Source organism: Streptomyces sp. NRRL B-1347, from assembly GCF_000720325.1.
Classification (GTDB): Bacteria; Actinomycetota; Actinomycetes; order Streptomycetales; family Streptomycetaceae; genus Streptomyces.
On record NZ_JOJM01000029.1, the window covers coordinates 56,080 to 80,202 of the forward strand.

24 protein-coding genes and 7 tRNA genes are annotated in these 24,123 nt (G+C 72.2%); 19 read left to right on the forward strand and 12 right to left on the reverse strand.

Features of this window, described 5'->3' with window-relative positions:
• Nucleotides 1–185: 185 nt before the first annotated feature.
• The gene (cobA, locus tag IG74_RS0123890) at nucleotides 186–1,448 is read left to right on the forward strand and encodes a uroporphyrinogen-III C-methyltransferase (RefSeq protein ID WP_030680985.1); all 1,263 of its coding nucleotides are present in this window, start codon (nucleotides 186–188) and stop codon (nucleotides 1,446–1,448) included.
• Nucleotides 1,449–1,512: 64 nt separating this feature from the next.
• Nucleotides 1,513–2,340: a TrmH family RNA methyltransferase gene (locus IG74_RS0123895; protein WP_030680987.1), complete on the forward strand. Its 828-nt coding sequence runs from the start codon at nucleotides 1,513–1,515 to the stop codon at nucleotides 2,338–2,340.
• Nucleotides 2,341–2,370: 30 nt separating this feature from the next.
• Here the strand turns inward: IG74_RS0123895 and IG74_RS0123900 are convergent, their stop codons facing one another.
• Nucleotides 2,371–3,696 carry a serine/threonine-protein kinase gene (locus IG74_RS0123900; RefSeq protein ID WP_030680990.1) on the reverse strand — a complete coding sequence of 442 codons (1,326 nt, stop codon included), beginning with the start codon at nucleotides 3,694–3,696 and terminating at the stop codon, nucleotides 2,371–2,373.
• Between the two features lie 196 nt (nucleotides 3,697–3,892).
• Here IG74_RS0123900 and IG74_RS0123905 point away from each other — a divergent pair, with 196 nt between their 5' ends.
• The 4 genes from IG74_RS0123905 to IG74_RS0123920 all read left to right on the forward strand — a co-directional run bounded on the left by IG74_RS0123905 (nucleotide 3,893) and on the right by IG74_RS0123920 (nucleotide 6,146).
• Entirely contained in the window at nucleotides 3,893–4,159 is a 267-nt protein-coding gene (locus tag IG74_RS0123905; protein WP_030680993.1) for a hypothetical protein, read from the forward strand.
• 220 nt (nucleotides 4,160–4,379) lie between these two features.
• Nucleotides 4,380–4,583 carry a hypothetical protein gene (locus IG74_RS0123910; RefSeq protein ID WP_030680995.1) on the forward strand — a complete coding sequence of 68 codons (204 nt, stop codon included), beginning with the start codon at nucleotides 4,380–4,382 and terminating at the stop codon, nucleotides 4,581–4,583.
• Nucleotides 4,584–4,829: 246 nt separating this feature from the next.
• A complete protein-coding gene (locus IG74_RS0123915; RefSeq protein WP_030680997.1) occupies nucleotides 4,830–5,786 on the forward strand; it encodes an aminoglycoside phosphotransferase family protein in 957 nt (318 codons plus the stop codon).
• Nucleotides 5,787–5,855: 69 nt separating this feature from the next.
• On the forward strand, nucleotides 5,856–6,146 hold the full coding sequence (locus IG74_RS0123920; protein WP_078868994.1) for a zf-TFIIB domain-containing protein: 291 nt from the start codon (nucleotides 5,856–5,858) through the stop codon (nucleotides 6,144–6,146).
• A gap of 109 nt (nucleotides 6,147–6,255) precedes the next feature.
• Here the strand turns inward: IG74_RS0123920 and IG74_RS0123925 are convergent.
• From IG74_RS0123925 to IG74_RS0123945, 5 genes are all read right to left on the reverse strand, one after another.
• Nucleotides 6,256–6,330 (reverse strand) — tRNA-Val (locus IG74_RS0123925).
• A 43-nt stretch (nucleotides 6,331–6,373) separates the two neighbouring features.
• A tRNA-Val gene (locus tag IG74_RS0123930) sits at nucleotides 6,374–6,445 on the reverse strand.
• A 53-nt stretch (nucleotides 6,446–6,498) separates the two neighbouring features.
• A tRNA-Val gene (locus tag IG74_RS0123935) sits at nucleotides 6,499–6,570 on the reverse strand.
• A gap of 1 nt (nucleotide 6,571) precedes the next feature.
• A tRNA-Cys gene (locus tag IG74_RS0123940) sits at nucleotides 6,572–6,645 on the reverse strand.
• A 40-nt stretch (nucleotides 6,646–6,685) separates the two neighbouring features.
• Nucleotides 6,686–6,758 (reverse strand) — tRNA-Gly (locus IG74_RS0123945).
• Nucleotides 6,759–6,914: 156 nt separating this feature from the next.
• Here IG74_RS0123945 and IG74_RS0123950 point away from each other — a divergent pair.
• From IG74_RS0123950 to IG74_RS0123960, 3 genes are all read left to right on the forward strand, one after another.
• Nucleotides 6,915–7,958, forward strand: a complete 1,044-nt coding sequence (locus IG74_RS0123950) for a chorismate-binding protein (RefSeq protein ID WP_030681002.1) — start codon at nucleotides 6,915–6,917, stop codon at nucleotides 7,956–7,958.
• Complete coding sequence (locus tag IG74_RS0123955; RefSeq protein WP_030681004.1) at nucleotides 7,955–8,776, forward strand: aminotransferase class IV; 822 nt, start codon at nucleotides 7,955–7,957, stop codon at nucleotides 8,774–8,776. Before IG74_RS0123950 ends, IG74_RS0123955 begins: the two co-directional genes overlap by 4 nt.
• Before the next feature lie 66 nt (nucleotides 8,777–8,842).
• The gene (locus IG74_RS0123960) at nucleotides 8,843–9,667 is read left to right on the forward strand and encodes a GNAT family N-acetyltransferase (protein ID WP_030681006.1); all 825 of its coding nucleotides are present in this window, start codon (nucleotides 8,843–8,845) and stop codon (nucleotides 9,665–9,667) included.
• 51 nt (nucleotides 9,668–9,718) lie between these two features.
• On the opposite strand, the gene IG74_RS0123965 is transcribed toward IG74_RS0123960, so the two are convergent.
• Complete coding sequence (locus tag IG74_RS0123965; protein WP_030681009.1) at nucleotides 9,719–10,240, reverse strand: DsbA family protein; 522 nt, start codon at nucleotides 10,238–10,240, stop codon at nucleotides 9,719–9,721.
• Between the two features lie 185 nt (nucleotides 10,241–10,425).
• Between IG74_RS0123965 and IG74_RS0123970 the strand changes: the two genes are divergently transcribed.
• Both IG74_RS0123970 and IG74_RS52790 read left to right on the forward strand, forming a co-directional pair.
• On the forward strand, nucleotides 10,426–10,863 hold the full coding sequence (locus IG74_RS0123970) for a hypothetical protein (RefSeq protein ID WP_030681012.1): 438 nt from the start codon (nucleotides 10,426–10,428) through the stop codon (nucleotides 10,861–10,863).
• A 212-nt stretch (nucleotides 10,864–11,075) separates the two neighbouring features.
• Nucleotides 11,076–11,246, forward strand: a complete 171-nt coding sequence (locus IG74_RS52790; RefSeq protein WP_170316395.1) for a hypothetical protein — start codon at nucleotides 11,076–11,078, stop codon at nucleotides 11,244–11,246.
• On the opposite strand, the gene IG74_RS0123980 is transcribed toward IG74_RS52790, so the two are convergent.
• Nucleotides 11,220–11,837, reverse strand: coding sequence for a CGNR zinc finger domain-containing protein (locus IG74_RS0123980; protein WP_030681015.1), 618 nt, complete (start codon nucleotides 11,835–11,837; stop codon nucleotides 11,220–11,222). The genes IG74_RS52790 and IG74_RS0123980 overlap by 27 nt on opposite strands.
• A 207-nt stretch (nucleotides 11,838–12,044) precedes the next feature.
• Nucleotides 12,045–12,458 (reverse strand): SsgA family sporulation/cell division regulator, encoded by a 414-nt coding sequence (locus tag IG74_RS0123985; protein ID WP_003959770.1) that lies wholly within the window; start codon nucleotides 12,456–12,458, stop codon nucleotides 12,045–12,047.
• 191 nt (nucleotides 12,459–12,649) lie between these two features.
• On the opposite strand from IG74_RS0123985, the gene IG74_RS0123990 reads away from it, so the two are divergent.
• The 4 genes from IG74_RS0123990 to IG74_RS0124005 all read left to right on the forward strand — a co-directional run bounded on the left by IG74_RS0123990 (nucleotide 12,650) and on the right by IG74_RS0124005 (nucleotide 14,060).
• Nucleotides 12,650–13,096 (forward strand): TIGR02611 family protein, encoded by a 447-nt coding sequence (locus IG74_RS0123990; protein WP_030681017.1) that lies wholly within the window; start codon nucleotides 12,650–12,652, stop codon nucleotides 13,094–13,096.
• A 96-nt stretch (nucleotides 13,097–13,192) separates the two neighbouring features.
• A tRNA-Val gene (locus IG74_RS0123995) sits at nucleotides 13,193–13,264 on the forward strand.
• Nucleotides 13,265–13,444: 180 nt separating this feature from the next.
• The gene (locus IG74_RS0124000; protein ID WP_030681021.1) at nucleotides 13,445–13,915 is read left to right on the forward strand and encodes an SRPBCC family protein; all 471 of its coding nucleotides are present in this window, start codon (nucleotides 13,445–13,447) and stop codon (nucleotides 13,913–13,915) included.
• Nucleotides 13,916–13,988: 73 nt separating this feature from the next.
• Nucleotides 13,989–14,060 (forward strand) — tRNA-Val (locus IG74_RS0124005).
• A 108-nt stretch (nucleotides 14,061–14,168) separates the two neighbouring features.
• Here IG74_RS0124005 and IG74_RS0124010 read toward each other — a convergent pair.
• A complete protein-coding gene (locus IG74_RS0124010) occupies nucleotides 14,169–14,894 on the reverse strand; it encodes a 3'-5' exonuclease (RefSeq protein WP_030681025.1) in 726 nt (241 codons plus the stop codon).
• A 167-nt stretch (nucleotides 14,895–15,061) separates the two neighbouring features.
• On the opposite strand from IG74_RS0124010, the gene IG74_RS0124015 reads away from it, so the two are divergent.
• The 4 genes from IG74_RS0124015 to IG74_RS0124030 all read left to right on the forward strand — a co-directional run bounded on the left by IG74_RS0124015 (nucleotide 15,062) and on the right by IG74_RS0124030 (nucleotide 19,723).
• On the forward strand, nucleotides 15,062–15,628 hold the full coding sequence (locus IG74_RS0124015; protein ID WP_030681028.1) for a DUF4365 domain-containing protein: 567 nt from the start codon (nucleotides 15,062–15,064) through the stop codon (nucleotides 15,626–15,628).
• Complete coding sequence (locus IG74_RS0124020; RefSeq protein WP_420709934.1) at nucleotides 15,625–16,896, forward strand: hypothetical protein; 1,272 nt, start codon at nucleotides 15,625–15,627, stop codon at nucleotides 16,894–16,896. The genes IG74_RS0124015 and IG74_RS0124020 overlap by 4 nt, the downstream gene beginning before the upstream one ends.
• 151 nt (nucleotides 16,897–17,047) lie before the next feature.
• Entirely contained in the window at nucleotides 17,048–19,027 is a 1,980-nt protein-coding gene (thrS, locus tag IG74_RS0124025; protein WP_037825952.1) for a threonine--tRNA ligase, read from the forward strand.
• A 135-nt stretch (nucleotides 19,028–19,162) separates the two neighbouring features.
• A complete protein-coding gene (locus IG74_RS0124030; RefSeq protein ID WP_030681037.1) occupies nucleotides 19,163–19,723 on the forward strand; it encodes an HIT family protein in 561 nt (186 codons plus the stop codon).
• Between the two features lie 112 nt (nucleotides 19,724–19,835).
• Here the strand turns inward: IG74_RS0124030 and IG74_RS0124035 are convergent, their stop codons facing one another.
• Both IG74_RS0124035 and IG74_RS0124040 read right to left on the reverse strand, forming a co-directional pair.
• Nucleotides 19,836–21,491, reverse strand: a complete 1,656-nt coding sequence (locus tag IG74_RS0124035) for a hypothetical protein (RefSeq protein WP_030681042.1) — start codon at nucleotides 21,489–21,491, stop codon at nucleotides 19,836–19,838.
• Nucleotides 21,492–21,704: 213 nt separating this feature from the next.
• Complete coding sequence (locus IG74_RS0124040; protein ID WP_030681045.1) at nucleotides 21,705–23,912, reverse strand: elongation factor G-like protein EF-G2; 2,208 nt, start codon at nucleotides 23,910–23,912, stop codon at nucleotides 21,705–21,707.
• Nucleotides 23,913–24,123 lie beyond the last annotated feature (211 nt).

Genomic DNA, 24,123 nt, shown 5'->3' on the forward strand with positions numbered 1-24,123 from the left:
GCCCCCCGGCGGGGGGCGTGGCACCGGGGCGCTCGGCCGTCCCGGTGCCGCCGTGGCCCCCGCCGTCGCCGCAAGCCCTCGCCCCGCCCCCGCCGTACGCTGAAGCCACCTCTAAAATCCGCACGTCAGGGCCGCTCCAGAGCAGTAGCGCCCACTGTCCCGCCCCGACGAGGAGCCGCACCGCCATGGCCGTACACCCCGCCTACCCCGTAGGCCTCCGCCTCACCGGCCGCCGCGTCGTGGTCCTCGGCGGCGGCCAGGTGGCCCAGCGCCGCCTGCCCGCCCTCATCGCGGCGGGCGCGGACGTCCACCTCGTCTCGCCGTCCGCCACCGCGTCGGTGGAGGCGATGGCGACCGGCGGAGAGATCACCTGGCACCGGCGCAGGTACGAGGAGGGCGACCTCACCGGCGCCTGGTACGCCCTGATCTCCACCAGCGACCCCGAGGCCAACACGCTGGCCTCGGCCGAGGGCGAGCGGAACCGCGTCTGGTGCGTCCGCTCCGACGACGCCGACGAGGCCACCGCCTGGACCCCGGCCACCGGCCACAGCGCGGGCGTCACCGTCGCCGTCCTCACCACGGACGCCAAGGAGCGCGATCCCCGCCACACCGCCGCCATCCGCGACGCCGTGGTGGAGGGCCTGCGCGACGGCACCCTGGTGGCCCCGCACCACCGCGCGCGCCCCGCCACCGGCGCCGTCTCCCTGGTCGGCGGCGGCCCCGGCGACCCCGACCTGATCACGGTCCGCGGCCGCCGGCTCCTGGCCGAGGCCGACGTGGTCATCGCCGACCGACTCGGCCCCCGCGACCTGCTCGCCGAACTGCCGCCGCACGTCGAGGTGATCGACGCGGCGAAGATCCCGTACGGCCGCTTCATGGCCCAGGAGGCCATCAACAACGCCCTGATCGAGCACGCGAAGCAGGGCCGGTCCGTCGTGCGGCTCAAGGGCGGCGACCCCTACGTCTTCGGCCGCGGCATGGAGGAGCTCCAGGCCCTGGCCGAAGCGGGCATCCCCTGCACGGTGGTGCCCGGCATCTCCAGCTCGATCTCGGTGCCGAGCGCCGCGGGCATCCCGGTCACGCACCGGGGCGTGGCCCATGAGTTCACCGTGGTCAGCGGCCACGTGGCCCCCGACGACGAGCGCTCCCTCGTCGACTGGCCCGCCCTCGCCAAGCTGCGCGGCACCCTCGTCATCCTCATGGGCGTCGACAAGATCGGCAAGATCGCCGAGGCCCTGACCGCCCACGGCAAGCCCGCCGACACCCCCGTCGCGCTCGTCCAGGAGGGCACGACGGCCGCTCAGCGCCGCGTCGACGCCACCCTGGCCACGGTCGCCGAGGCCGTCCGCACCCACGAGGTGAAGCCCCCGGCGGTCATCGTCGTGGGCGACGTGGTGGCCGTGGGCGCCGCGGCCCCCCATCAGGAGCCCCGGAACCCGCAACCGTAACCATCGGTAACGGAACCCTCCCGCAGCCGTTGGCACCTCTCCCCGGACAAGGCAGTATCACCCTGTGGCCGATCTCAGCAGCATCGAAACCATCGAGGACCCGGACGACCCGCGCCTGCGCGACTACACCGGCCTGACCGACGTCGAGCTGCGCCGCAAGCGCGAGCCCGCCGAGGGCCTGTTCATCGCCGAGGGTGAGAAGGTGATCCGGCGCGCCAAGCTCGCCGGCTACGAGATGCGGTCGATGCTGCTCTCCGCCAAGTGGGTCGACGTCATGCGCGACGTCATCGACGAGGTGCCCGCCCCGGTCTACGCCGTCAGCCCCGAACTCGCCGAGCGGGTCACCGGCTACCACGTGCACCGCGGCGCCCTCGCCTCCATGCAGCGCAAGCCGCTGCCCACGGCCGACGAACTCCTGCGGACCCACCGCCGCGTGGTGGTGATGGAGGCCGTCAACGACCACACGAACATCGGCGCGATCTTCCGGTCGGCCGCCGCCCTCGGCATGGACGCCGTCCTGCTCTCCCCGGACTGCGCCGACCCCCTGTACCGCCGCTCCGTGAAGGTTTCCATGGGCGCGGTCTTCTCCGTGCCGTACGCCCGTCTCGACTCCTGGCCCAAGGGCCTGGAAGGGGTGCGCGAAGCGGGCTACAACCTGCTCGCCCTGACCCCCGACGAGAAGGCCAGGACCCTCGACGAGGCCGCCCCCCACCGGATGGAGCGCGTCGCCCTCATGCTCGGCGCGGAGGGCGAAGGACTGTCCCGGCAGGCCCTGGTCGCCGCCGACGAATGGGTGCGCATCCCGATGGCGCACGGCGTCGACTCGCTGAACGTGGGCGCGGCGGCAGCGGTGGCCTTCTACGCCGTGGCGACGGGCCGCCCCGCCTCCTGAACCGCCGGCGGACCCCAGGGCCCGGGGCGGTCACGACCCGCTGCCGGGCCCCTGGCGCACGTCACTGACGCCCTGTTCCTGGCGGACGTCGCCGAGCCCGCGCGCGGGCCCCTGACACCCCTGCGCGGCCGCGATCCCCAGGGCCACGAGCAGCGTCACGACCACGAACACGAAGAGCCGCTGCCGCAGCAGCCGGGGGTTGGCGGGCCGCAGCCGGGTGCCGGTGGTGCGCGGCCCCTGCCGCCCGGTGCCGCTGCGCGGTCCGGGCCTGCCGCTGGAGCCCCGGGTGCCGCGCGGCGCGGACGGCCGCGAGCCACCGGTGCGCGCGCCGCCGGTCTTGGAGCCGCCGCCCGTACGCGGACCGCCGTCGCGGGAGCCGTTGGTCCTGGGCGGGCCGGTGCGCGGCGGGGGAGTGCCCGGCGCCGCGCGGCGCTGGGTGCGCTGTTCCGCGTACTCCTCGGCCAGGCGGCCCGTCGGGCGCTCGTGCTGCTCCTGGCGCGGCGCGGGCGGCCGCACGTCGCTGAGCCCCTGCGCCTCGCGGGCTGCGATCTCCTTGAGCCGCAGCGACAGTTGGAGCGTGCTGGGACGTTCCTCCGGGTCCTTCGCGAGACAGGCCCGGAGCAGCGGCGCGAGCGCGTCGGGCACGCCGCGCAGCTGGGCCTCCTCGTGGACGACCCGGTAGAGCATGACCTCGGAACTGCCGTGCCCGAAGGGCGAGTCCGCCATCGCCGCGTACGCCAGGGTCGCCCCGAGCGCGAAGACGTCCGTTGCGGGCGTAACGGCGGCGCCGCGCACCTGCTCGGGGGCGAGGAAGCCGGGCGAGCCGACGGCCGTGCCGACGTGCGTCAGGGTCGAGGCGCCGGTGGCCCAGGCGATCCCGAAGTCGATGATCCGCGGCCCCTTCGGGGACAGCAGGATGTTCGACGGCTTGAGGTCCCGGTGCACCACACCGGCCTCGTGCACGGCGACGAGCCCCTCGGAAAGCGCGGCGCCGACGACGGCGACCTCGGCGGCGGCCAGCGGCCCTTCGGCGGCGACCTTGTCGTGCAGGGAGGGACCGGGCACGTACTGCGTGGCGAACCAGGGCCGGTCGGCCTCCAGATCGGCGGCGACGAGCCGGGCGGTGCACCCGCCGCGGATGCGCCGGGCGGCCGAGACCTCCCGGGCGAAGCGCGAGCGGAACTCCTGGTCCTCGGCCAGATCGGGCCGGATCACCTTCAGCGCCACACGCTGCCCGCGACGGTCGGAGCCCAGATAGACGACACCCATCCCGCCGGCGCCCAGCCGCCTGTGCAGCCTGAACGAGCCGACGACACGCGGGTCCTCGCGCCTCAGGCGCATCATCGCCATGTTCATCCCCGCTGCCCGGTCCGTCTGACGAGCCACAGCTTACGTTTCCGCGGCCCGGGCCGTGCAGAGGCCGCGCCCTCACGGGCCGATCGATTGTCAGTGCCCGGTGCGAAACTTGAAAAGTGGTCAGGTGGCGCGCGCCCAGGGCTCATCGCCGCCACCCGCACCCCCAACCACCCACCGTCGAAGGGGGATTGATCCCGTGAAGGGTGATCGCGTGGAGATAGTCGTGGACGCCGGGGACACGACGCGTACGTACGAAGTGGTGGCGAGCCGAGCGGGCCGCCGCGTGGAGACCGCCGTCCGCAGGGGAGTGGTGGAAGTGAGCGAAGTCACCCGCAGTGGCTCCGTCGTGCGCACCGCGCGGTTCATGGCGACCCGCGTCCTGGCCCTGGTCGAGCAGCCCGTCCCGAGGGAGGACAGCTCGGAGCGAACCGGACGCCCCCTCGGGGAAGACCCTGAGACCTAGGAGGGACCTAGGTCTTCGTCTCCACCCACGGGAGTAGTTGTGTGACGAGCGCTCATCCTCCGGGAGGCCCGGCAATCGGTACGAGGGCATGACGTGCGGCACGCCTCACGCCCCTAGATTTGAGGTCAAGCGGCGGGTGCAGCACTCGTCCCCCGAGGTCAGACACCCGCCGCTGCCAACGAACCTCCATGAAGAACAAAGTCAGGAAGGGAGAGTGGCCATGGCGGACACCGCGCCGCGGACGATGGTCCGTACGCAGGGACGCAAGCTCTCCACCCTGGGCGTCCGGCCTTCCGGAACCCGCCACCCACTGGTGGCGACGCTCATGGTCCTCCCCCTGGCAGCGCTGCTGATCGTCGCCTTCGGCGGCTGGGAGGCAGTGCTCACACAAGCGTCGTCCGTGGGCGAGATGCTGGGGCGCTGAGCGGCGCCCCAGGCCCGGAAGAGCGGTCCGGGCGGGGACATCCGGCCATGAAACCCCGTGGGGACGGGGGTGCGGCGGACGGCACACAGCCCGCGCAGCTGGGGAGCTGCGCGGGCTGTTCTTTTCTCACCACGCGGGGGCTCTCCCCGCGCAGCGGTCCGAGTCTCCCCGCCGACGGGACCGGGCCTCCCTGACCAGGCCCCACCCCGTACGCTCGCGGCAGACCCGCACCCTCCCAGGACCGCCGTGACCCTCCTCCCCGCCCTGGCCGGCCACGCCGAGCTCCGGGCCCACGCCCCCGCCCGGCATGCCTGCCCGTGCGCCCCGCCCGCCGCCGTCCTGGCCGACCGCCCCGACGCCGCGGTCGTCCGCCACGGGGACGTCGTGGCCAAGGCCCACGCCCCCGGCACCCCCGAGCGCCCGCTGGCCGCCCGCCTTGCCACCGCGGCCCACCCCGGCCTCGCGGGCGTCCTCCTGGCCCCGCTGAGCCCGCACCCGGCCCCGCTGCACGGCCGCCTGGTCACGCTCTGGCCGTACGGCACCCCCGTGGACCGGGACGACCCGGACGCCGCCCCCTGGGAGGCGGTCGCCGCCCTCCTGGCCCGGCTGCACCGCACCCCGCCCGCACGCCTCCCGTCCGCCCTGCCGCGCATGCGGGGCCCGGAGAAGGCGGCCCGGGCCGTCGCCCGCCTGCACGCGGCGACGGCGACGGCTCCGCACCCCGACGCCCCCGCCGTCGAGGGCGCCTGGGCGGCCCTGCCCCCCTGGGCCCGGGCCGAGGCCCCGCCGCCGGGCAGGCCGTACCTGTGCCACGGCGACCTGCACCTGGGCCAGCTCGTCCGCGCCCCCGACGGCCGCTGGCTGCTGATCGACATCGACGACCTGGGCCTCGGCGACCCCGCCTGGGACCTGGCCCGCCCGGCCGCCTGGTACGCCTGCGGCCTGCTCGGCGCGACGGAGTGGACCAGGTTCCTGGACGCCTACCGGGCGGCGGGCGGCCCGGCCGTCCCCGCCGACGGGGGCGACCCGTGGCCCGCGCTCGACGTCCCGGCCCGTGCGCTGACCGTGCAGACGGCCGCGCTCGCGATCACCAAGGCGGTGGCCGGCGGCCGTGCCCTGGACGAAGTGGAGCGGGACGTCGTCGACGCCTGCCGCCGGATGACCGGCATCCCTCCCGATCCGGCTCCGATCGGCCCGAAGTAGGGTGCAACGCACCGAAGCCGGGCAGACATCCGGCGAAACTGTCACGACCGGCGAGGAGTTGAGCCGCCCATGCACTGTCCCAAGTGCCACGCAGCGATGCACACGTACAACCGCAACGGCGTCCAGATCGAGCAGTGCAGCGGCTGCCGCGGGATATTCCTCGACTACGGCGAGCTGGAGGCCCTGACGCGCCTGGAGGGCCAGTGGAGCGGACACCAGGCCCCGCCCGTGCCGCCCGCCGCGCCCCAGGGCTACCCGGCCGCGCCCGCCCCCGCCTGGGGCGCCCCGCACCACGAGCACCACGGGCATCACGGTCACAAGCGGCACAAGAGCTTCGGCCACATGCTGTTCTCGTCCTGACCCCGTTCCCGCCCGGCGCGGGCCGACCCGGCCGCGCCCGGCGGGAGCGCCGCCGGGCGCCCGCACGACGAAGCCCCCGGCCGAGGAACGGCCGGGGGCTTCGTGGAGCTGGTGCGCGATACTGGGATTGAACCAGTGACCTCTTCCGTGTCAGGGAAGCGCTCTCCCGCTGAGCTAATCGCGCGGGACCATCAGCGAGTGTATACCCGCAGGTGGTAGGTGCTGCGTGCGCGATACTGGGATTGAACCAGTGACCTCTTCCGTGTCAGGGAAGCGCTCTCCCGCTGAGCTAATCGCGCGGGGAAACCTCTGGTGATCCAAGACCCGAGGGCCTCATGATCAGAGATTCCAGTGGACGATACTGGGATTGAACCAGTGACCTCTTCCGTGTCAGGGAAGCGCTCTCCCGCTGAGCTAATCGTCCTTGGAGGTGGAGACGGGATTTGAACCCGTGTAGACGGCTTTGCAGGCCGTTGCCTCGCCTCTCGGCCACTCCACCAGGAGTGTAGGGGTTCGGGAAGATCCCCCACTTTCCTGCGAGCGGACGACCAGGTTCGAACTGGCGACCTCAACCTTGGCAAGGTTGCGCTCTACCAACTGAGCTACGTCCGCTTGTCTTTCCCGGTCCGCTTCCGCGTCCCGGCGACGTGTTGAACTCTAGCGGATTCCCGGGCCAGTACAAAAACGCGTTTGCGCAGCGTGCTGCGCTGCCGCCCTGGTCACCCGGGCCCGGGGCGCCGCAGGGGCGCCGGTCATAGACTCGCAGCCGTGCACGACCTGCCTCCTCTGGCCCGCTTCGGCGGCCTTGTCGCGACCGATCTGCGCGACGTGACCAGCGACCCTTCCGCCCTGGACGGCAGCGGCTTCTGGGCCGTCTGCGCGGACTTCGAGGGCCGCCTGGTGTGCGCCCGCTTCGGACGCGTGCGCGAGGAGCCGGTGCCCGCCCCCGTGCCCGGGGCCTGGCACGGCCCGGCGGCCGGTGACTGGACGTCCTCCCTCGACCGCGCCGCGTACACGGACGGCGTCCGCCGGATCCGCGCGCACATCGCGGCCGGGGACGTCTACCAGGCGAACCTCTGCCGGGTCCTGTCCGCGCCCGTCCCGGACGACGCCGACATCGACGCCCTGACCGCCCTCCTCGCGCGGGGGAACCCCGCTCCCTATGCCGGAACGATTCGTCTGCCCGGGCACGGCGTGGAGGTCGCCACCGCCTCGCCCGAGCTCTTCCTGCGCCGCACGGGCGGCGCCGTCGAGTCGGGGCCGATCAAGGGCACCGGCCGGACCGAGGCGGACCTCCTGGACAAGGACTACGCCGAGAACGTGATGATCGTGGACCTCGTCCGCAACGACCTCGGCCGGGTCTGCGGCACCGGCACCGTGACCGTGCCCGAGCTGTGCGTCGTAGAGAAGCACCCGGGCCTGGTCCACCTCGTCTCCACCGTCCGCGGCGAGCTGCGCCCCGGAGCGGGCTGGCCGGAGCTCCTCGGCGCCGCGTTCCCGCCCGGCTCCGTCACCGGCGCCCCGAAGTCCAGCGCCCTGCGGATCATCGACGCCCTGGAGACGGCGCCCCGCGGCCCCTACTGCGGCGGCGTCGGCTGGGTCGACGCCGACCGGGGCACGGGCGAGCTGGCCGTCGGCATCCGCACGTTCTGGATCGACCGCGCCGACGGCGCCCTGCGGTTCGGCACGGGCGCCGGGATCACCTGGGGCTCCGACCCCGAGGGGGAGTGGCGCGAGACCGAGCTGAAGGCCGAGCGGCTGCTGGCGGTAGCGTCGGGAACGTACGAACCAACGGGAGGGACCCCTTCGTGAAGATATGGCTCAACGGCGGCCTGCACGACCTCGAAACCGCGCGCGTCTCCGTCCTCGACCACGGCCTGACCGTCGGCGACGGCATCTTCGAGACGGTGAAGGCGGTCGCCGGACGGCCCTTCGCGCTCACCCGCCACCTCGACCGGCTCGCCCGCTCGGCGCGCGGCCTCGGCCTGCCCGAGCCGGACCTGGACGAGGTCCGCAGGGCCTGCGCCGCCGTCCTGGAGGCCAACCCCATGGCCCTCGGCCGCCTGCGCATCACCTACACCGGCGGCCTCTCCCCGCTCGGCTCCGACCGCGGCGACCACGGCCCGACCCTCGTCGTCGCCCTCGGCGAGACCACGCGCAGGCCCGACTCCACCGCAGTGATCACGGTCCCCTGGACCCGCAACGAGCGCGGCGCCCTGACCGGCCTGAAGACCACCTCGTACGCGGAGAACGTGCTCGCCCTGTCCCGCGCCACCGCACAGGGCGCGACCGAGGCACTGTTCGCGAACACCGTGGGGCAGCTGTGCGAGGGCACCGGGTCGAACGTCTTCGTCGTCCTCGACGGCGAGATCCACACCCCGCCGGTGGCCTCCGGCTGTCTCGCGGGCATCACGCGCGCGCTGGCCGTCGAGTGGACCGGCGCGCGCGAGACGGACCTGCCGTTCGACGTCCTGGGCCGGGCCGAGGAGGTCTTCCTCACCTCCACCCTGCGCGATGTGCAGGCCGTCCACCGCGTCGACGGCCGTGACCTGCCCGGCGCCCCCGGCCCGGCGACCGCCAAGGCCATGCGGGTCTTCGACGAGCGCGCCGCCGACGACCTCGACCCGTAGGGGAACCGGCCCGGCCGACGGGAAAAACAGATGACGCGGGGGCGCGGGATGGGTACAACTCCCGTGATGACCACGACTCTGCGGCCGGCCGGGCCGCTCCAGCAGAGCACTGACGGCAGGAAGTCACGCACGTACGACGTGTGCGTGAACAGCCGCCCCGTCGGCCGGATCCAGCTGGCCACGCACCCCGCCTTCGGCGCCCGCGTCGCCGAGATCCTGGACCTGCGGATCGACGAGCGGGACCGCCGCCGCGGCCGCGGCACCGTGGCGGCCCTAGCCGCCGAGGAGGTGGCGCGCGGCTGGGGCTGCGCCAGCATCGAGCTCAAGGTGCTCGGGGACGCGCCGGGCGCGCTGGCCCTCGCCACCGCGCTCGGCTACGTGGAGCGCAACCGCAACATGTCCAAGGCGCTGCCCCCGGAGCCGCCCGCACTGCCCGAAGGCGTGCGGGCACGGCCCATGACGGACGCCGAGTTCACGGACTGGGTGGCGCACGGGACGGAGTCCTACGCCCGCGACTGGATCGAGCGCGGCGTCCCCGAGGCCGAGGCCCGCGCCAAGGCCGAGCGGGACTACACCCGTGCCCTTCCCGAGAGGACGGCCACCCCCGGCGTCCGCCTGAGCGTCCTGACCGAGGCGGACACACCGGTGGGCACGCTGTGGCTCGCCGAGCGCGACGGTGGGACGTTCCTGTACGACGTCGAGGTCGCCGAGGAGCACCGCGGGCGCGGCCACGGCCGGTCGCTGATGCTCCTCGCCGAGGAACAGAGCCTTGCGGCGGGCCGGACCCGCATCGGCCTGAACGTCTTCGCGGGCAACACCCCGGCCCTGCGCCTCTACGAGTCCCTCGGCTACGAGGTGGACGCGTACTTCCTCTACAAGCAGCTGCTCTGACTCCGAGCGGGCCGCCGCTCCGACCGCCGGTGCCCGCACCGGCGGCCGGTGTCAGGCCCTGGCGAGCAGGCGGTCGGTGATCTCCTCGACGCGCTCGCGCAGGCCGTCCTGGCTCTTGCCGCCGTCGAGGCGCTCGCCGTCCACGACGTACGTCGGCGTGCCGGTGACCCCGATCGCCTTGCCCTCGGCCTGGTCGGCGTCGACGATCAGGATGTGCCGCCCGTCCACCAGGGCGGTGTCGAACTCCTCGGCGTCCAGGCCGAGTTCCCGCGCCACCTCCACCAGGAAGGGTTCTCCCTTACGGTCCAGGTCCTCGACCCGGGCCAGGACCGACTCGACGTACTCCCAGCCCTTGCCCTGCTCCAGAGCCTCCTCCGCGGCCTGCGCGGCGGCGAAGGAGTGCCGGTGCTTCTCCAGCGGGAAGTGGCGGAGCCGCAGCTCGACGCGGTCGCCGTAGCGGTCCCGCAGGGCGCGCACGTCGTCCAGGGCGGTGCGGCAGTCGGGGCACTGCAGCTCGCACCAGAGGTCGATGACGACGGGGCTGGCGGGGCCGGTGGTGGAAGAGTCGTTCATGCGCACAGTCTCCCAGGCAGCGGCCCGCCGACCGGCACCTGGGGAGGAGGGCCGACCCGGATATCTCCCTGATGTCCTCCTGCGCCGTGGCTACGAGCGCCCGGCCAGGTGCAGGATGGAAGGGACAAGCGTGACCACACCGTGCCCGCGCGACCGCACCACACCCGCACGCCTGGAGGACCGGGATGATTGCCGAGACCATCTGCTCCGCCGTCGCCGCGGCCGGCCTTGGCATAGCCGCCGTCACGGCGTACCGCAAGCGTTTCCTCGCCGCGGCCCGCCTCGCTGCCTATGCCCTGGTCCCGCTCGGCCTGGTCATGACGGGCGCCGTCGAATGGGCGGCCGAGACCGCGTTCAGCCCGGTCGCCTGGGCGGGCTTCGGCGTCCTCGGCACCGCCTGGCTGCTGTTCATGGGCACGCGCTCGGCCGAGCGCCGCTCCGGAGGCACCCGCAAGGAGCGCAGGGCGGCGGCGAAGGCGGCCCAGCGCGACGCGGTCGCCCCCGCCGCCTCCGCCCCCTCCCTCGGCGCGAGCACCAGGCCCGCGGCCCAGCCGAAGAAGGCGGCGGCCCCCACCGAGGACTTCAGCGACATCGAGGCCATCCTCAAGAAGCACGGCATATGAGCCGAAGCCAGGAGCACCAGCGCGGCGGCTGAGCCGTCCGGCACGCGCGCCGGACGTCACCCTGCCGGGTCGCCGGTTCGAGCGTATCCACGGACACCGTTCGCAGGTACGCCACGCCGGGCCCACCAAGGTCACGGAATGCGGCGAACTGCCGCTCCGACCGGGCGTGTTGGTCAACAGCGGTGTGCGCGCTGCGCCATCATCACCGCGAGATGCTGGACACCACCACACAGAGCGAACCCGCCCCGCCCGACGGGCACGGAACCGCCGACGAGCCGCGAGGCTGCCTCTTCGCCCTCTCCCAGCCCCCGCTGATGATCTTCCTGGCGGTGATCGGCTGCCTGCTGCTCATGGCCTCACTGCACGACCTGTTCCTGCTGTAGCTCCTGCTCCTGCTCCTGGCCCGCCGCCTCCCGGCGCCGGGCCCGGTAGGCGGCGACGTGCAGTCGGTTGCCGCAGGTGCGGCTGTCGCAGTAGCGGCGCGAGCGGTTCCGGGACAGGTCGATGAAGGCCCGGCGGCAGTCCGGCGCCTCGCAGCGGCGCAGCCGCTCCTGTTCGCCCGCGACGACGAAGAAGGCCAGCGCCATCCCGCAGTCCGCCGCCAGGTGGTCGGCGACGGAGGCGCCCGGGGCGAAGTAGTGCACGTGCCAGTCGTAGCCGTCGTGGTCGGTCAGACGGGGCGTGGTGCCCGCCGCGGCCACCAGCTCGTTCAGCAGGGACGCCGCGACATGCGCCTCGGCGGCCGCGAAGACCTCGGCGAACCGGGTGCGGATGCGGCGCACGGCCGCCAGGTCCCGCTCCGTGAGCGCCCCGACGTCACTGATCGAGTGGTTCCGTACGAACTCGCGCAGGGCCGCGACGTCCGCCAGTCCCTCGGGGCTGCCACCGCCCTCGTCGTCCGGGTCGTCCGGCGCGGAGTTCACCAGATCGACCACGGCGTCGAGCGCGCACCTGGTGTCATGGGTGATCAGCACGATTCGCTCCCTGGCCTGATGAGGGTCGGGCGGGCGCCCGCCTGATGCTGGCCGATGCTAGCGGCTCACGCCGTACGCGCCACGGCGCCGGAGCCGCGGAGTGCCGCGGCACCGGCGCCGGTGTCTGCTGTGCCTGCTATGTCGTTGTCGTACCCACGCCGTCTCCCCGAGTGGACGGCGGTGGGCGGCTCCCGGACGGGCCGGAGACTAGCTTTCGGCCAAAATGTGCGAGAGCTCCGTGTCGAGATCGAAGTGACGATGTTCCGTGCCGGGCGGCACGGCCGCGTCGGTACGCTTCAGGAACGATTCCAGGGCCCGCGCCGGGGCCTCGAGCAGAGCCTCACCCTCGGGGGAGCTCAGGGCGATGCAGACGACGCCCTGACCGTGGCTGCGGGACGGCCAGACACGGACGTCGCCGGTGCCGGTGGGCCGGTGCAGGCCCTCGGCGAGGAGGTCGCGGGCGAACACCCACTCGACGGTCTCCTCGGCTCCGGTGTGGAAGGTGGCGTGCACGGCATAGGGATCGGCCGTGTCATACCGCAGTCCTGCGGGTACAGGCAGTGAGGACTCGCTCGACACAACGAGGCGCAGGTGCAGCTCGCAGCTGACCGTGGTGTTCATAAGCGCCAAGGCCTTTCGCTCAGTGTGCGCTCGGGGATTCGCACGTCGGCGAAATCGACATGCCACCTACGGTGCCGTTGTAAACCCCTCTGAGAGTTTTGGGTGTCTTTAGGTGGCTCGTATGGCGGACTGTCCGATTGGTTCGTACGGCCATTCCGGTGACGCGTTTCCGTCCGGTAGGGTTTGGCGGCATGAATACGGGGAGTAACGAGCCGGCGGTGGCCGAGGCGGCCGAGGGCGCGGCGGGCACGACCAAGCCCGAGAAGCCCTTCGGGTCGCGGGCGCCGGAGTTCGTCAAGGCACGCCGCGCACTGCACCTGAGCTGGCAGGTCGGCGTCTTCATCGTCGGGCTCGCGGTCGTGGTCGTGGGCATCATCATGCTGCCGCTGCCGGGACCCGGCTGGGTAGTGATCTTCTGTGGCATGGCGATCTGGGCGACCGAGTTCGTCTGGGCGCAGCTTGTCCTCCGGTGGACGAAACGGAAGGTCACCGAGGCCGCACAGCGCGCGCTCGACCCCAGAGTCCGCCGCCGCAACATCATCCTCACGTCGATCGGTCTCGTGATCATCGGCGCCCTCGCCGGGGTTTACCTCTGGAAGTACGGCCTCGAGATGCCGTGGAAGATCAACGATCAGTGAGCAGTGCCCCGGCGGGCTCCGCGAGCCCGCCGGGGACGTGCTCGGTCAGGTGGTCACACGCACCCTCTGACATGGGGTAATGTTCTCTCTGCGCCCGGGCGATTAGCTCAGTGGGAGAGCGCTTCGTTCACACCGAAGAGGTCACTGGTTCGAACCCAGTATCGCCCACCCGGGATTGTGGCCCGGAGGCTGGAAACAGCCTCCGGGTCACTGTCGTATTTGACGCCCTTTCATGAAATTCACGGACCGCGTCGAACCGTCCGGAATAACTGCTTCCTATTTCTTCGAGTTGACGACCCGTCGGAAACAGGGGCGCGGATCGCGGCCACCGGCGGCAGACTTGAAGCCATGGACTGGTGCCATTACCGCTTCCGCAGCGTATGGAATCTGCACGCCGAGCCCACCGCCGTCTATACGGCGCTCGAACGAGCCGAGGACTACCCCGCCTGGTGGCCCCAGGTCCGCGAGGTCACCCCCCTCGACGACCGCAGTGGCACCGCGCGCTTCCGCTCACTCCTGCCGTACGACCTGGTGATCACCGCCCGCGAGCAGTGCCGGGACCCCGACCGCGGCGTCCTCGCCATCACCATGACCGGCGACCTCGACGGCTGGGCCCGCTGGACCCTGACGCCCGCGCCCGACGGCGGCACCCGCGCGCGCTACGACCAGGAAGTCGACGTCCACAAGCCCCTACTGCGCCGCCTCGCCGTGCCCGGCAGGCCGCTGCTGCTCCTCAACCACGCGCTGATGATGCGCGCCGGAAGCCGCGGACTCGCCGCCCGCCTCGACCGGGACGGGCCGCACGCGGCGCGCTCCTGAGGGGCCGCGGCCGTCGGGTGAGCGGGCGGTTTGAAGGATCGGCGCCCGGACCTGTAATGTTCTTTCTGCGCCCGGGCGATTAGCTCAGTGGGAGAGCGCTTCGTTCACACCGAAGAGGTCACTGGTTCGAACCCAGTATCGCCCACCCGGAGAATGCCGGTCCGTCCCAGACGGACCGGTTTTTTCATGCCCGAAGGCCGCTGCCCGAAGGCCACTCCGAAGCCCGCGGCCCACGCCCGAAGCCCGTCAGGCCTCAGGCAGCCGCGGGCAGTTCGGGCCGCAGCGGCCACGCCGGGTCCACCGTCTCCGACGACCCGCTGCGCGCGAACCACGTCTGCAGCCCCCGCGCCTGCGCCGCGTGCCACACCGCCTGCAACGTGTGCAGCTCGGCCGGGGACAGACGGTCGAGGCGCGCCGCGAAACGACGGCCGAGAGCGCGCACCAGATCGAGCGCCGCCTGCGCGTCGGCCGCCGCGTCATGGGCGCCGCTCAGCTCCACCCCGTAGAGCTCGCACAGGTCCGACAGCGTGCGCCGGCCCTTGCGGTACCGGTCCAGATGCCGGTCGAGGACCCGCGGATCGAGCACGCACAGCGGCGAGCTGCCCACGTAGCGCGAGAGCGACGAGGCGCGGTGCCTGCGCAACTCCCGGTCCAGGAGCGTCAGATCGAACGGCGCGTTCATCACCACGAGCGGCCGCCCCGCCGCGCCCTGCTCCGCCAGCTCCCGGCCTATCTCCTCCATCACGGGCGCAGGCCAGCGGCCGTTGCGCTCCAGATGGTCCTGCGTCAGGCCGTGCACCGCCGTCGCCGCCGCCGGTACCGGCACCCCCGGATTCACCAGCCAGCGTGTCACTCGCGGGCGGGCCCCCGCACCGTTCTGCACGACGACGGCGGCCGACACGATCCGGTCGGTCTCCACGTCGACACCCGTCGTCTCCGTGTCGAATGCGGCCAAGGGCCCCTCATACCAGCACGTCATCCCGACGCAACTCCTCGTTCAGATCTGGCAGTTGACCTCCGCTCCTGCCTCACGCAGGTGATACCCGAGCCGTTTGCGCCGAACCCGCTCAGGAGACAACACAGGTACGGAGCCGGGTGGTTGACGGCTCAAGCGGGGATTTCACCGGCTCGGAAGGCTTTCAGGACATGGCGCTCGCGCAGCCCGAACAGGGCGGGCTGCTGCCCGAGCGGATCGCACCGCCGCGCGGCACACTCGCCACCACCGCCTGCATGGAGACCCTTCAGGTGGGCTATCTGCACGCGGTCGCCGCGGCGGCCGGCTGCTCCCTCTCGCAACCCTTCCCGGACAACGGCATCGACTGGCACGTCAGCCACAGCGCCCCCGGCCACACCGTCGACGACGAAGTCACCATCAAGGTGCAGCTCAAGTGCACCTACCAGATCCCGCCCCACCCCAAGGGCCCCGCCTTCTCCTTCACCCTGGACAACGCCCACCTGGAGAAGCTCGCCCGCACCCCGGTCTCGGTGCACAAAATACTGGTGGTCATGATCGTGCCCCGCTCCCAGGACGACTGGCTGCGCGCCGGCCACGACCGCCTCGACCTGCGGCACTGCTGCTACTGGACCAACCTCGCCGGACACCCCGTGACCGGCAGACGGAGGACCACCGTCCGCGTCCCCACCGCACGGATCTTCGACGACCGCGCACTCTGCGAGATCATGACGCGCGTCGGCACGGGAGGGAGACCCTGATGCACCGCCCGATCGACGACCCAGCCCCCGCACGCGGCGACGACCCCGTCACCGCGCCCGCCGCACGAGGACTGCGCGGCGTACGTCCCCACCCCGCCGAAGCCCCCCGCATGTGGTCCGAGCCGCCCGACCCCGGCCGCGTCGACCCCGCCGTGCTCATCGCCCTCCTGCACCGGCACGGCTGGCAGCGCCGCGGCGGCGCCGCCGGACGCTACTCCCGCTGGACCCCGCCGGGCCCCGCCGCCCGCGGCACCAGCCTCCTCGTCCCCGAGAACCGCGCCTTCCCCGACAGCGACGACCTCATCGACGAAGCCCTCACCGCCCTCACCCGCAGCTCCTCACCCTCGGCCCGTGACGTACTCGTGTCGCTCGCCGTGCCCAGCGACGAGATCCGCTGGTGGCGCGACGTCCCCGACGGGCCCGCGGGCGCGGCCTCCTGGACCGTCGAGGAACAGCTGCGCGCCGCCGCCCGGCAGATGCTCCTCGCCGGTGCCCTCGCCGCGCGCGAGCGCGCCGGGTACTACGGCGCCCGGCACCGCCGCCCCGCCGCCGCGTCCCTGGAGAACGTCCTCGTGGGCACCGCGCCGGGCGGGCGCCGCCTCACCGCCTTCGTGCCCGTCTCCGCCGCCCGGCCGCTGGCCGTACGGCTGCACCAGGCGCTGTACGCGGCCCGCGAGGCCGTCGACTACCAGCGGGCCACCGGCGGCATGGACGCCTTCGACGGCGCCGTCGAGGCGGGCGTCAGCCACGAGCTGGTCGAGGCCATCGTCGCCCTCGTGCGCGGCACCGAGGGCGCCCGCGTGCACGTCGAGTGGTCGCCCGCCGCGGGCGTGCCCGAAGGCTGCGCCGCCACCACCGAGCCCGTCGAGTTCTCCCCGGGCGACCTCGCCGTCCTGCGCCAGGCCGGCGCCCGCTATCTGCGCGACGAACCGTCCGTGCCGGTACGGATCACCGGCGCCGTGGTGCGCATGCGGCGCTCGGGGCCGCGCGGCGCGGGCACGGTCCGGGTGCGGGTGCTCGCGGGCGCCGAGGTCCCGCACGTACGGATGTCCCTCGACGAGGAGTCGTACCGGATCGCCGGCCACGCCCACCTGGTCGGGCTGCCGATCCGGGTGCACGGCCGCCTGGAGAGCCGCGGCGGCTTCCGCAGGCTGACGGGGGCCACGAAGGTGGTGCCGGTCCAGGTCGACGACGCCGAGCGGGACCGCTTGATGAAGTCTCTCCAGGAGAACCTCGACTTCTTCGAGGAGGCGTGCAGCACCGACTGAGGCGGCGCCCGCGGGGGAGGCCGGGCCGGGTCGGGGGACAACCGTTTCGCGGTGGGCCCCCAGGGCTCGGTACGATTCGTTGCGCGCGCAGGAGCAGATCTGCCGCAGCCCCCATTCAGGCAGGGCAGCCCCCTTCAGGCAGGAGAGACCGGTGTCAGACGTCCGTGTGATCATCCAACGCGATTCCGAGCGGGAAGAGCGCGTGGTGACCACGGGCACCACGGCCGCCCAGCTCTTCGAGGGCGAGCGCACCGTCGTGGCCGCGCGCATCGGCGGCGAGCTGAAGGACCTCGCGTACGAGATCCAGGACGGCGAGGAGGTCGAGCCCGTCGAGATCTCCTCCGAGGACGGCCTGAACATCCTGCGCCACTCCACCGCGCACGTCATGGCCCAGGCCGTGCAGGAGCTCTTCCCCGACGCCAAGCTCGGCATCGGCCCGCCCATCCGGGACGGCTTCTACTACGACTTCGACGTCAAGGAGCCCTTCACCCCCGAGGACCTCAAGCGCATCGAGAAGAAGATGCAGGAGATCCAGAAGCGGGGCCAGAAGTTCTCGCGCCGCGTCACCACCGACGACGACGCCCGCGTCGAGCTCGCCGACGAGCCGTACAAGCTGGAGCTCATTGGCCTCAAGGGCAACGCCGCGCAGGCCGCCGACGGCGCCGACGCCGAGGTGGGCGCGGGCGAGCTGACCATCTACGACAACCTGGACGCCAAGACCGGCGAGCTGTGCTGGAAGGACCTCTGCCGCGGCCCGCACCTGGCCACGACCCGGGTGATCCCGGCGTTCAAGCTGATGCGCTCCGCCGCCGCCTACTGGCGCGGCAGCGAGAAGAACCCGCAGCTCCAGCGCATCTACGGCACCGCGTGGCCCTCCAAGGACGAGCTGAAGGCGCACCTGGAGTTCCTCGCCGAGGCCGAGAAGCGCGACCACCGCAAGCTCGGCGCCGAGCTGGACCTGTTCTCCTTCCCCGAGGAGCTGGGCCCGGGCCTCGCGGTCTTCCACCCCAAGGGCGGCGTGATCCGCAAGGTGATGGAGGACTACTCCCGCAAGCGGCACGAGGACTCGGGCTACGAGTTCGTGAACACCCCGCACATCTCGAAGGAGAAGCTCTTCGAGACCTCGGGGCACCTGCCGCACTACGCGGACGGCATGTTCCCGGCGATCGAGTTCGACGAGCAGAACTACCGCCTCAAGGCGATGAACTGCCCGATGCACAACCTGATCTTCAAGTCCCGGGGCCGGTCCTACCGTGAGCTGCCCCTGAGGTTGTTTGAGTTCGGGACTGTGTACCGCTACGAGAAGTCGGGCGTCGTGCACGGTCTGACCCGCTCGCGTGGGTTCACCCAGGACGACTCGCACATCTACTGCACCAAGGAGCAGATGGCCGAGGAGCTGGACAAGCTCCTGACCTTCGTCCTGGACCTGCTGCGCGACTACGGTCTGAACGAGTTCGAGCTGGAGCTGTCCACCCGCGACGACTCCGACAAGTTCATCGGCTCGGACGAGGACTGGGCCGAGGCCACGGAGGCGCTGCGCCAGGCCGCGGAGAAGCAGGGCCTGCCGCTCGTGCCCGACCCGGGCGGGGCCGCGTACTACGGGCCGAAGATCTCCGTCCAGGCGAAGGACGCGATCGGCCGGTCCTGGCAGATGTCGACCCTCCAGGTGGACTTCAACCAGCCCAAGCGGTTCGGGCTTGAGTACACCGCCGCGGACGGCACCAAGCAGCAGCCGGTCATGCTGCACCGCGCGCTGTTCGGCTCGATCGAGCGGTTCTTCGGGGTGCTCCTGGAGCACTACGCGGGCGCGTTCCCGGCGTGGCTCGCGCCGGTGCAGGCCGTGGGGATTCCGGTCGGTGACGCGCACGTGCCGTACCTCCAGGAGTTCGCGGAGGAGGCGAAGAAGCACGGGCTGCGGGTCGAGGTGGACGCGTCTTCCGACCGCATGCAGAAGAAGATCCGCAACGCGCAGAAGGCCAAGGTTCCGTTCATGGTGATCGTCGGCGACGACGACATGAACGCGGGCGCGGTGTCCTTCCGGTACCGGGACGGGTCGCAGGAGAACGGGATTCCCCGTGACCAGGCGATCGCGAAGCTGGTTGATGTGGTGGAGCGGCGAGCACAGGTGTGATTGCTCCCCTCGCATGAGGGGGTGGCCCCGGCATTCCGGCGGGGGACGCCATTGCCAAGCAGTGCTCCCTGCGTACGCGGGGTTCGGGGGCGGTCCCGTTCGGGGCCGCCCCTCGTCGTGTGTCCGGTGGCGAATATGCTGACCACCATGACGAGTGAGCCGGAGCAGCAGATCGGAGTGGGGACGCAGGACGCGTTCCAGCGCCTGTGGACGCCCCACCGGATGGCGTACATCCAAGGCGAGAACAAGCCGACCGGTTCGGGGGCCGACGACGGCTGCCCGTTCTGCTCCATCCCGGCCAAGTCGGACGAGGACGGTCTCGTCCTCAAACGGGGCGAGCACGTGTACGCGGTGCTCAACCTCTACCCGTACAACGGCGGGCACCTGATGACGGTCCCGTACCGGCACGTCGCGGACTACACGGAGTTGACGGGTCCGGAGACGCTGGAGCTGGCCGAGCTGACCAAGCAGGCGATGACCGCGCTGCGCACGGCGTCCGGCGCGCACGGCTTCAACCTGGGCATGAACCAGGGCACGGTCGCGGGTGCGGGGATCGCCGCGCACCTGCACCAGCACATCGTGCCGCGCTGGGGCGGGGACACGAACTTCATGCCCGTCGTGGGGCACACCAAGGTGCTGCCGCAGCTCCTGGCCGACACCCGCAAGATGCTCGCGGAGGCGTGGCCCGCGGAGTAGGGCGCGAAAGCGCCCCGAAGGGGCGCGGGGCGGTATCGACATGCGACTCCGCCGCGTGGCGCGACCGGCCACGGACGGCCCGCAGATTCCGAACCGCGCCCCAGCGGAGCGCTTACGCGCCGTAGACGTCCGCCTGGCGTGGCATGGGGTCCTGGATCGCGCCGCTGAGGAAGGTGGCGCGGCCGCTGAAGCGGTCGGTGTTCACGCCGTTCTCCTCGAGGACCTTGATGGCGGCCGTGTGGACGACGCGCAGGACCGGGGTGGCGGCGCGCAGCGCGTCGTCGGCCATGAAGCGGTGCCGCCAGGGCTTGTCCGCCCAGGCGTGGCGCAGGCCGAAGGGCTCGGGCAGGACCAGCTTGCCGCCGAGGTAGTCCAGGATCGGCGGGTACCACGTGAAGGGGGCGCGGACCGCGAGGCGCACCACCTCCTGGGCGTCGACGAGCGGGAGGTTGCGCGTCGTGGTCTCCCAGAACTTGATGGTCTTGCTGACCGTCTTGGTCTTGGGTGAGGGCTTGCTGGTGAACAGCGAGTGCACGGGGCCGAGGGCGTGGCCGGTGACCTCGATGCGCAGGGTCTCGTGCAGGACGGTCACCGTGATCAGCATGGTGATGACGAGCTGGCCGTCCCAGAGCGTGAACTGCACGCCCAGGTAGTGGCGGTCGCCGCTGCCGAACTGCTGCTCGTTGCAGATGCGCTGTATTTCGTGGCCCTTGATCTGGAAGGCCTCGACGTCCGTGCCGGAGGGGCGGGAGACCGATCCCGCGTTCTCCCCGACGGGGGTGACGATCCAGTGCCTTATCGACGGGGTGGTGAAGCCGCCGGTGTGCAGCGGGCCGCGCTCGAGCATGCGGAGCTGGTCGTGCACCGCCCGTACGACGTCCCAGCTGCGGAAGGGGTTGATCTCCTTGCCGTCCTCGCGGGGGACGAGCTCCTCGGCGAGCTGCCAGCTGCCCCAGCGGGTGCCCATGCCCAGTATTCCCTTGGGGCCCGCGTAGAAGACGGAGTTGCTCTGCTGCTCGGCGGAGAGGCGGGCGAGGCCCTGGCGCAGGCGCTCGGCGGAGGCGTCGCCCGGGCTGCCGGGCACGGCTTCGGGGATCTTCGCGCCGATGCCGCCGCCGGAGAGCAGCGCGCTCCACCGCTCGCGCAGGTCCTTGGCGGTGCCTTCGGCTATGTGCTTGGCCCAGAACCAGCCGATGACGGGCACGATGGGACACAGGCGCAGATACCAGGCCAGGAGGCCGTGGAAGGGCAGTTTGACGAGGAGGATGGCCACGACGACGCCGACGGCGACGAGGAGGGCCGTGGCGATCGCCTGGGTGCGCTTGTCCTTCTGCTTGGTGATCCAGCGGCGGGCGGTGAAGACCAGGAGCCAGGCGAACAGGCCGGGCAGGAAGAGCAGTCCGCACACGGCCATGACGAGGGTGAGCCAGCTGTCGCGGTGGCGGCGGATGCCGGTGGCGGCGAGGCAGTGCTCGACGACGGACTGCGGGTCGATGCCGAAGGCCTGGATGAGGGGGCTGCGGGCGCCGCCGAGCATCCGCACCTGGACCGTTCTGGCGAAGGCCTCGCCGAGGCTGGGCTTGAACAGGGACCAGATGCCCGGTTTCACCACGGACTTGTGCCAGTCGCTGTTGGCCTTGAGGATCTCGTCGACCTCGCCGTCGCGGTATGCCGCGGAGGCCAGGGCGTGGGTGGCCGCGGTCTGTCCGGCGGCGCCGGAGAGCGGTACCTGGGCCCCTGGCCTGAAGTCGAATGCGTCGTCCGCCACCTGCCGCCCCCATCGCCGCGCCGCTGACCGCCGCGGCCCTTCCCGATTGCGTTGTTTCCCGACTGTGCGGCCCGGCACACCTGTTGACCTGGCCGGTACGGCTGTTGATCAGGTCATCAGCGTATCGGGGCCCACCGACATCCGTCAGGTGTCGGTCGAATGCCGCCCGCGCGGAGGGGGCGGCGCAGGCGGCATTCGGCCAGTGCGGCCCAACTAGGCGGTGTCCTGGGCCTGTTCGCGAATCCTCTGGGCCAGTTGCGGGGGCATCGGTTCGTGCCGGGCGTAGGCGCGGCTGAAGCGGGCCGTGCCCTGGGACAGGGACCTGAGGTCGACGGCGTACCGGCCGATCTCGATCTCGGGCACCTCGGCGCGGACGAGGGTGCGTCCGCCGGGTGCCTGTTCGGTGCCGACGACGCGGCCGCGCCTGCCGGACAGGTCGCTCATGACCGCGCCCACGTACTCGTCGGCGATGAGGACCTGGACGTCGGCGACGGGTTCGAGGAGGTGGATGGTGGTGCCCGCGGCGGCTTCGCGCAGGGCGAGGGCGCCGGCGGTCTGGAAGGCGGCGTCGGAGGAGTCCACGGAGTGGGCCTTGCCGTCGAGGAGCGTGACGCGTACGTCGATGAGCGCGTAGCCCGCGGCGACGCCCTTGGCGGCCTGGGCGCGGACGCCCTTCTCCACGGACGGGATGAACTGCCGCGGCACCGCTCCGCCGACGACCTTGTCGACGAATTCGATGCCGCTGCCTCCGGGCAGCGGTTCGACCTCGATCTCGCAGATGGCGTACTGGCCGTGGCCGCCGGACTGTTTGACGTGGCGGCCGCGCCCGCCGGATCGGCCCGCGAAGGTCTCGCGCAGGGACACCTTGTGCGGGATGACGTCCACCTGGACGCCGTAGCGGCTGCGCAGCCGCTCCAGGGCCACATCCGCGTGGGCCTCGCCGAGGCACCACAGGACGACCTGGTGGGTGTCCTGGTTCTGTTCCAGGCGCATGGTGGGGTCCTCGGCGACGAGGCGGGAGAGCCCCTGGGAGAGCTTGTCCTCGTCGGCCTTGCTGTGCGCCTGGATGGCCAGCGGCAGGAGCGGGTCGGGCATGTCCCAGGGCTCCATGAGGAGCGGCGCGTCCTTGGCGGAGAGGGTGTCTCCGGTCTCCGCGCGGTTGAGCTTGGCGACGCAGGCCAGGTCGCCCGCGATGGCCTGGGGGAGGGTGCGCTGCTGCTTGCCGAAGGGGGCGGAGAGGGCGCCGACGCGCTCGTCGACGTCGTGGTCCTCGTGGCCGCGGTCGGCGAGCCCGTGTCCCGAGACGTGCACGGTCTCGTCGGGGCGCAGGGTGCCGGAGAAGACCCGGACCAGCGAGATCCGGCCGACGTACGGGTCGGACGCGGTCTTCACGACCTCGGCGACCAGGGGGCCTTCGGGGTCGCAGGTGAGGGCGGGCCTGGGTTTGCCGTCGGGTGTGGTGACGGCGGGCGCGGGGTGCTCCAGGGGGGTCGGGAAGCCGCCGGTGACGAGTTCCAGGAGCTCGACGGTGCCGATGCCCTGGCGGGCGCCCTCGGCGGCCGGGGCGGCGGCGAGTACCGGGTGGAAGATGCCGCGGGCGACGGCCCGCTCCAGGTCGTCGACGAGTGTCTTGAAGTCGATCTCCTCGCCGCCGAGGTAGCGGTCCATGAGGGACTCGTCCTCGCTCTCGGCGATGATGCCCTCGATGAGCTTGTTGCGCGCCTCCTCGATGGCGGGCAGCTGGTCGGCGCCCGGCTCGGACTCCTTGCGTTCGCCCGACGCGTAGTCGTAGACGCGCTGGGACAGCAGTCCGATGAGTCCGGTGACGGGTGCGTGTCCGTCGGGTCCCGGCTCGCCGTGCAGCGGCAGGTACAGCGGGAGCACCGCGTCGGGGTCGTCGGCGCCGAACGCCTCGGCGCAGGTGCGCGTCATCTGTGTGAAGTCCGCGCGCGCGGACTCCAGGTGGGTGACGACGATGGCCCGGGGCATGCCGACGGCGGCGCACTCCTCCCAGACCATGCGGGTGGTGCCCGTGATGCCCTCGGCGCCCTCGGCGGCCGAGACGACGAAGAGGGCCGCGTCCGCCGCGCGCAGACCGGCCCTCAGCTCTCCGACGAAGTCGGCGTAGCCGGGCGTATCCAGGATGTTGATCTTGTAGCCGCCCCATTCGACGGGGACGAGGGACAGCTGGACCGAGCGCTGTTGCCGGTGCTCGATCTCGTCGTAGTCGGAGACCGCCGTGCCGTCCTCCACGCGGCCTGCCCGGTTCACCGCCCCCGCGGTCAGCGCGAGGGCCTCCACCAGGGTCGTCTTGCCCGATCCGCTGTGGCCGACCAGCACCACATTCCGTACGGACGCGGGATGGTCGGCCGTCGCTGCCCTGCCGGCGGCTCCGGGGTGTGCGTTCGCCTTGTCGCCCATGCCTTGGCCTCCCGGTTACGTGCGTGGTGAGGAGGCACAGCCCCCTCGGGGATGCTGGCTGAAGCGCGGACACGCGGGACCCGCGTGCGGGGGCGGCTCCGACGACGCCCGCGGTGCTTCCGAGCTTTCCACTTGCGTCACTGTGCGTCCATACGTCGTACGCGATCGTGAGGGGGCGAGCCGCCGTGTCCGGGGCGTGACTACGATGGGC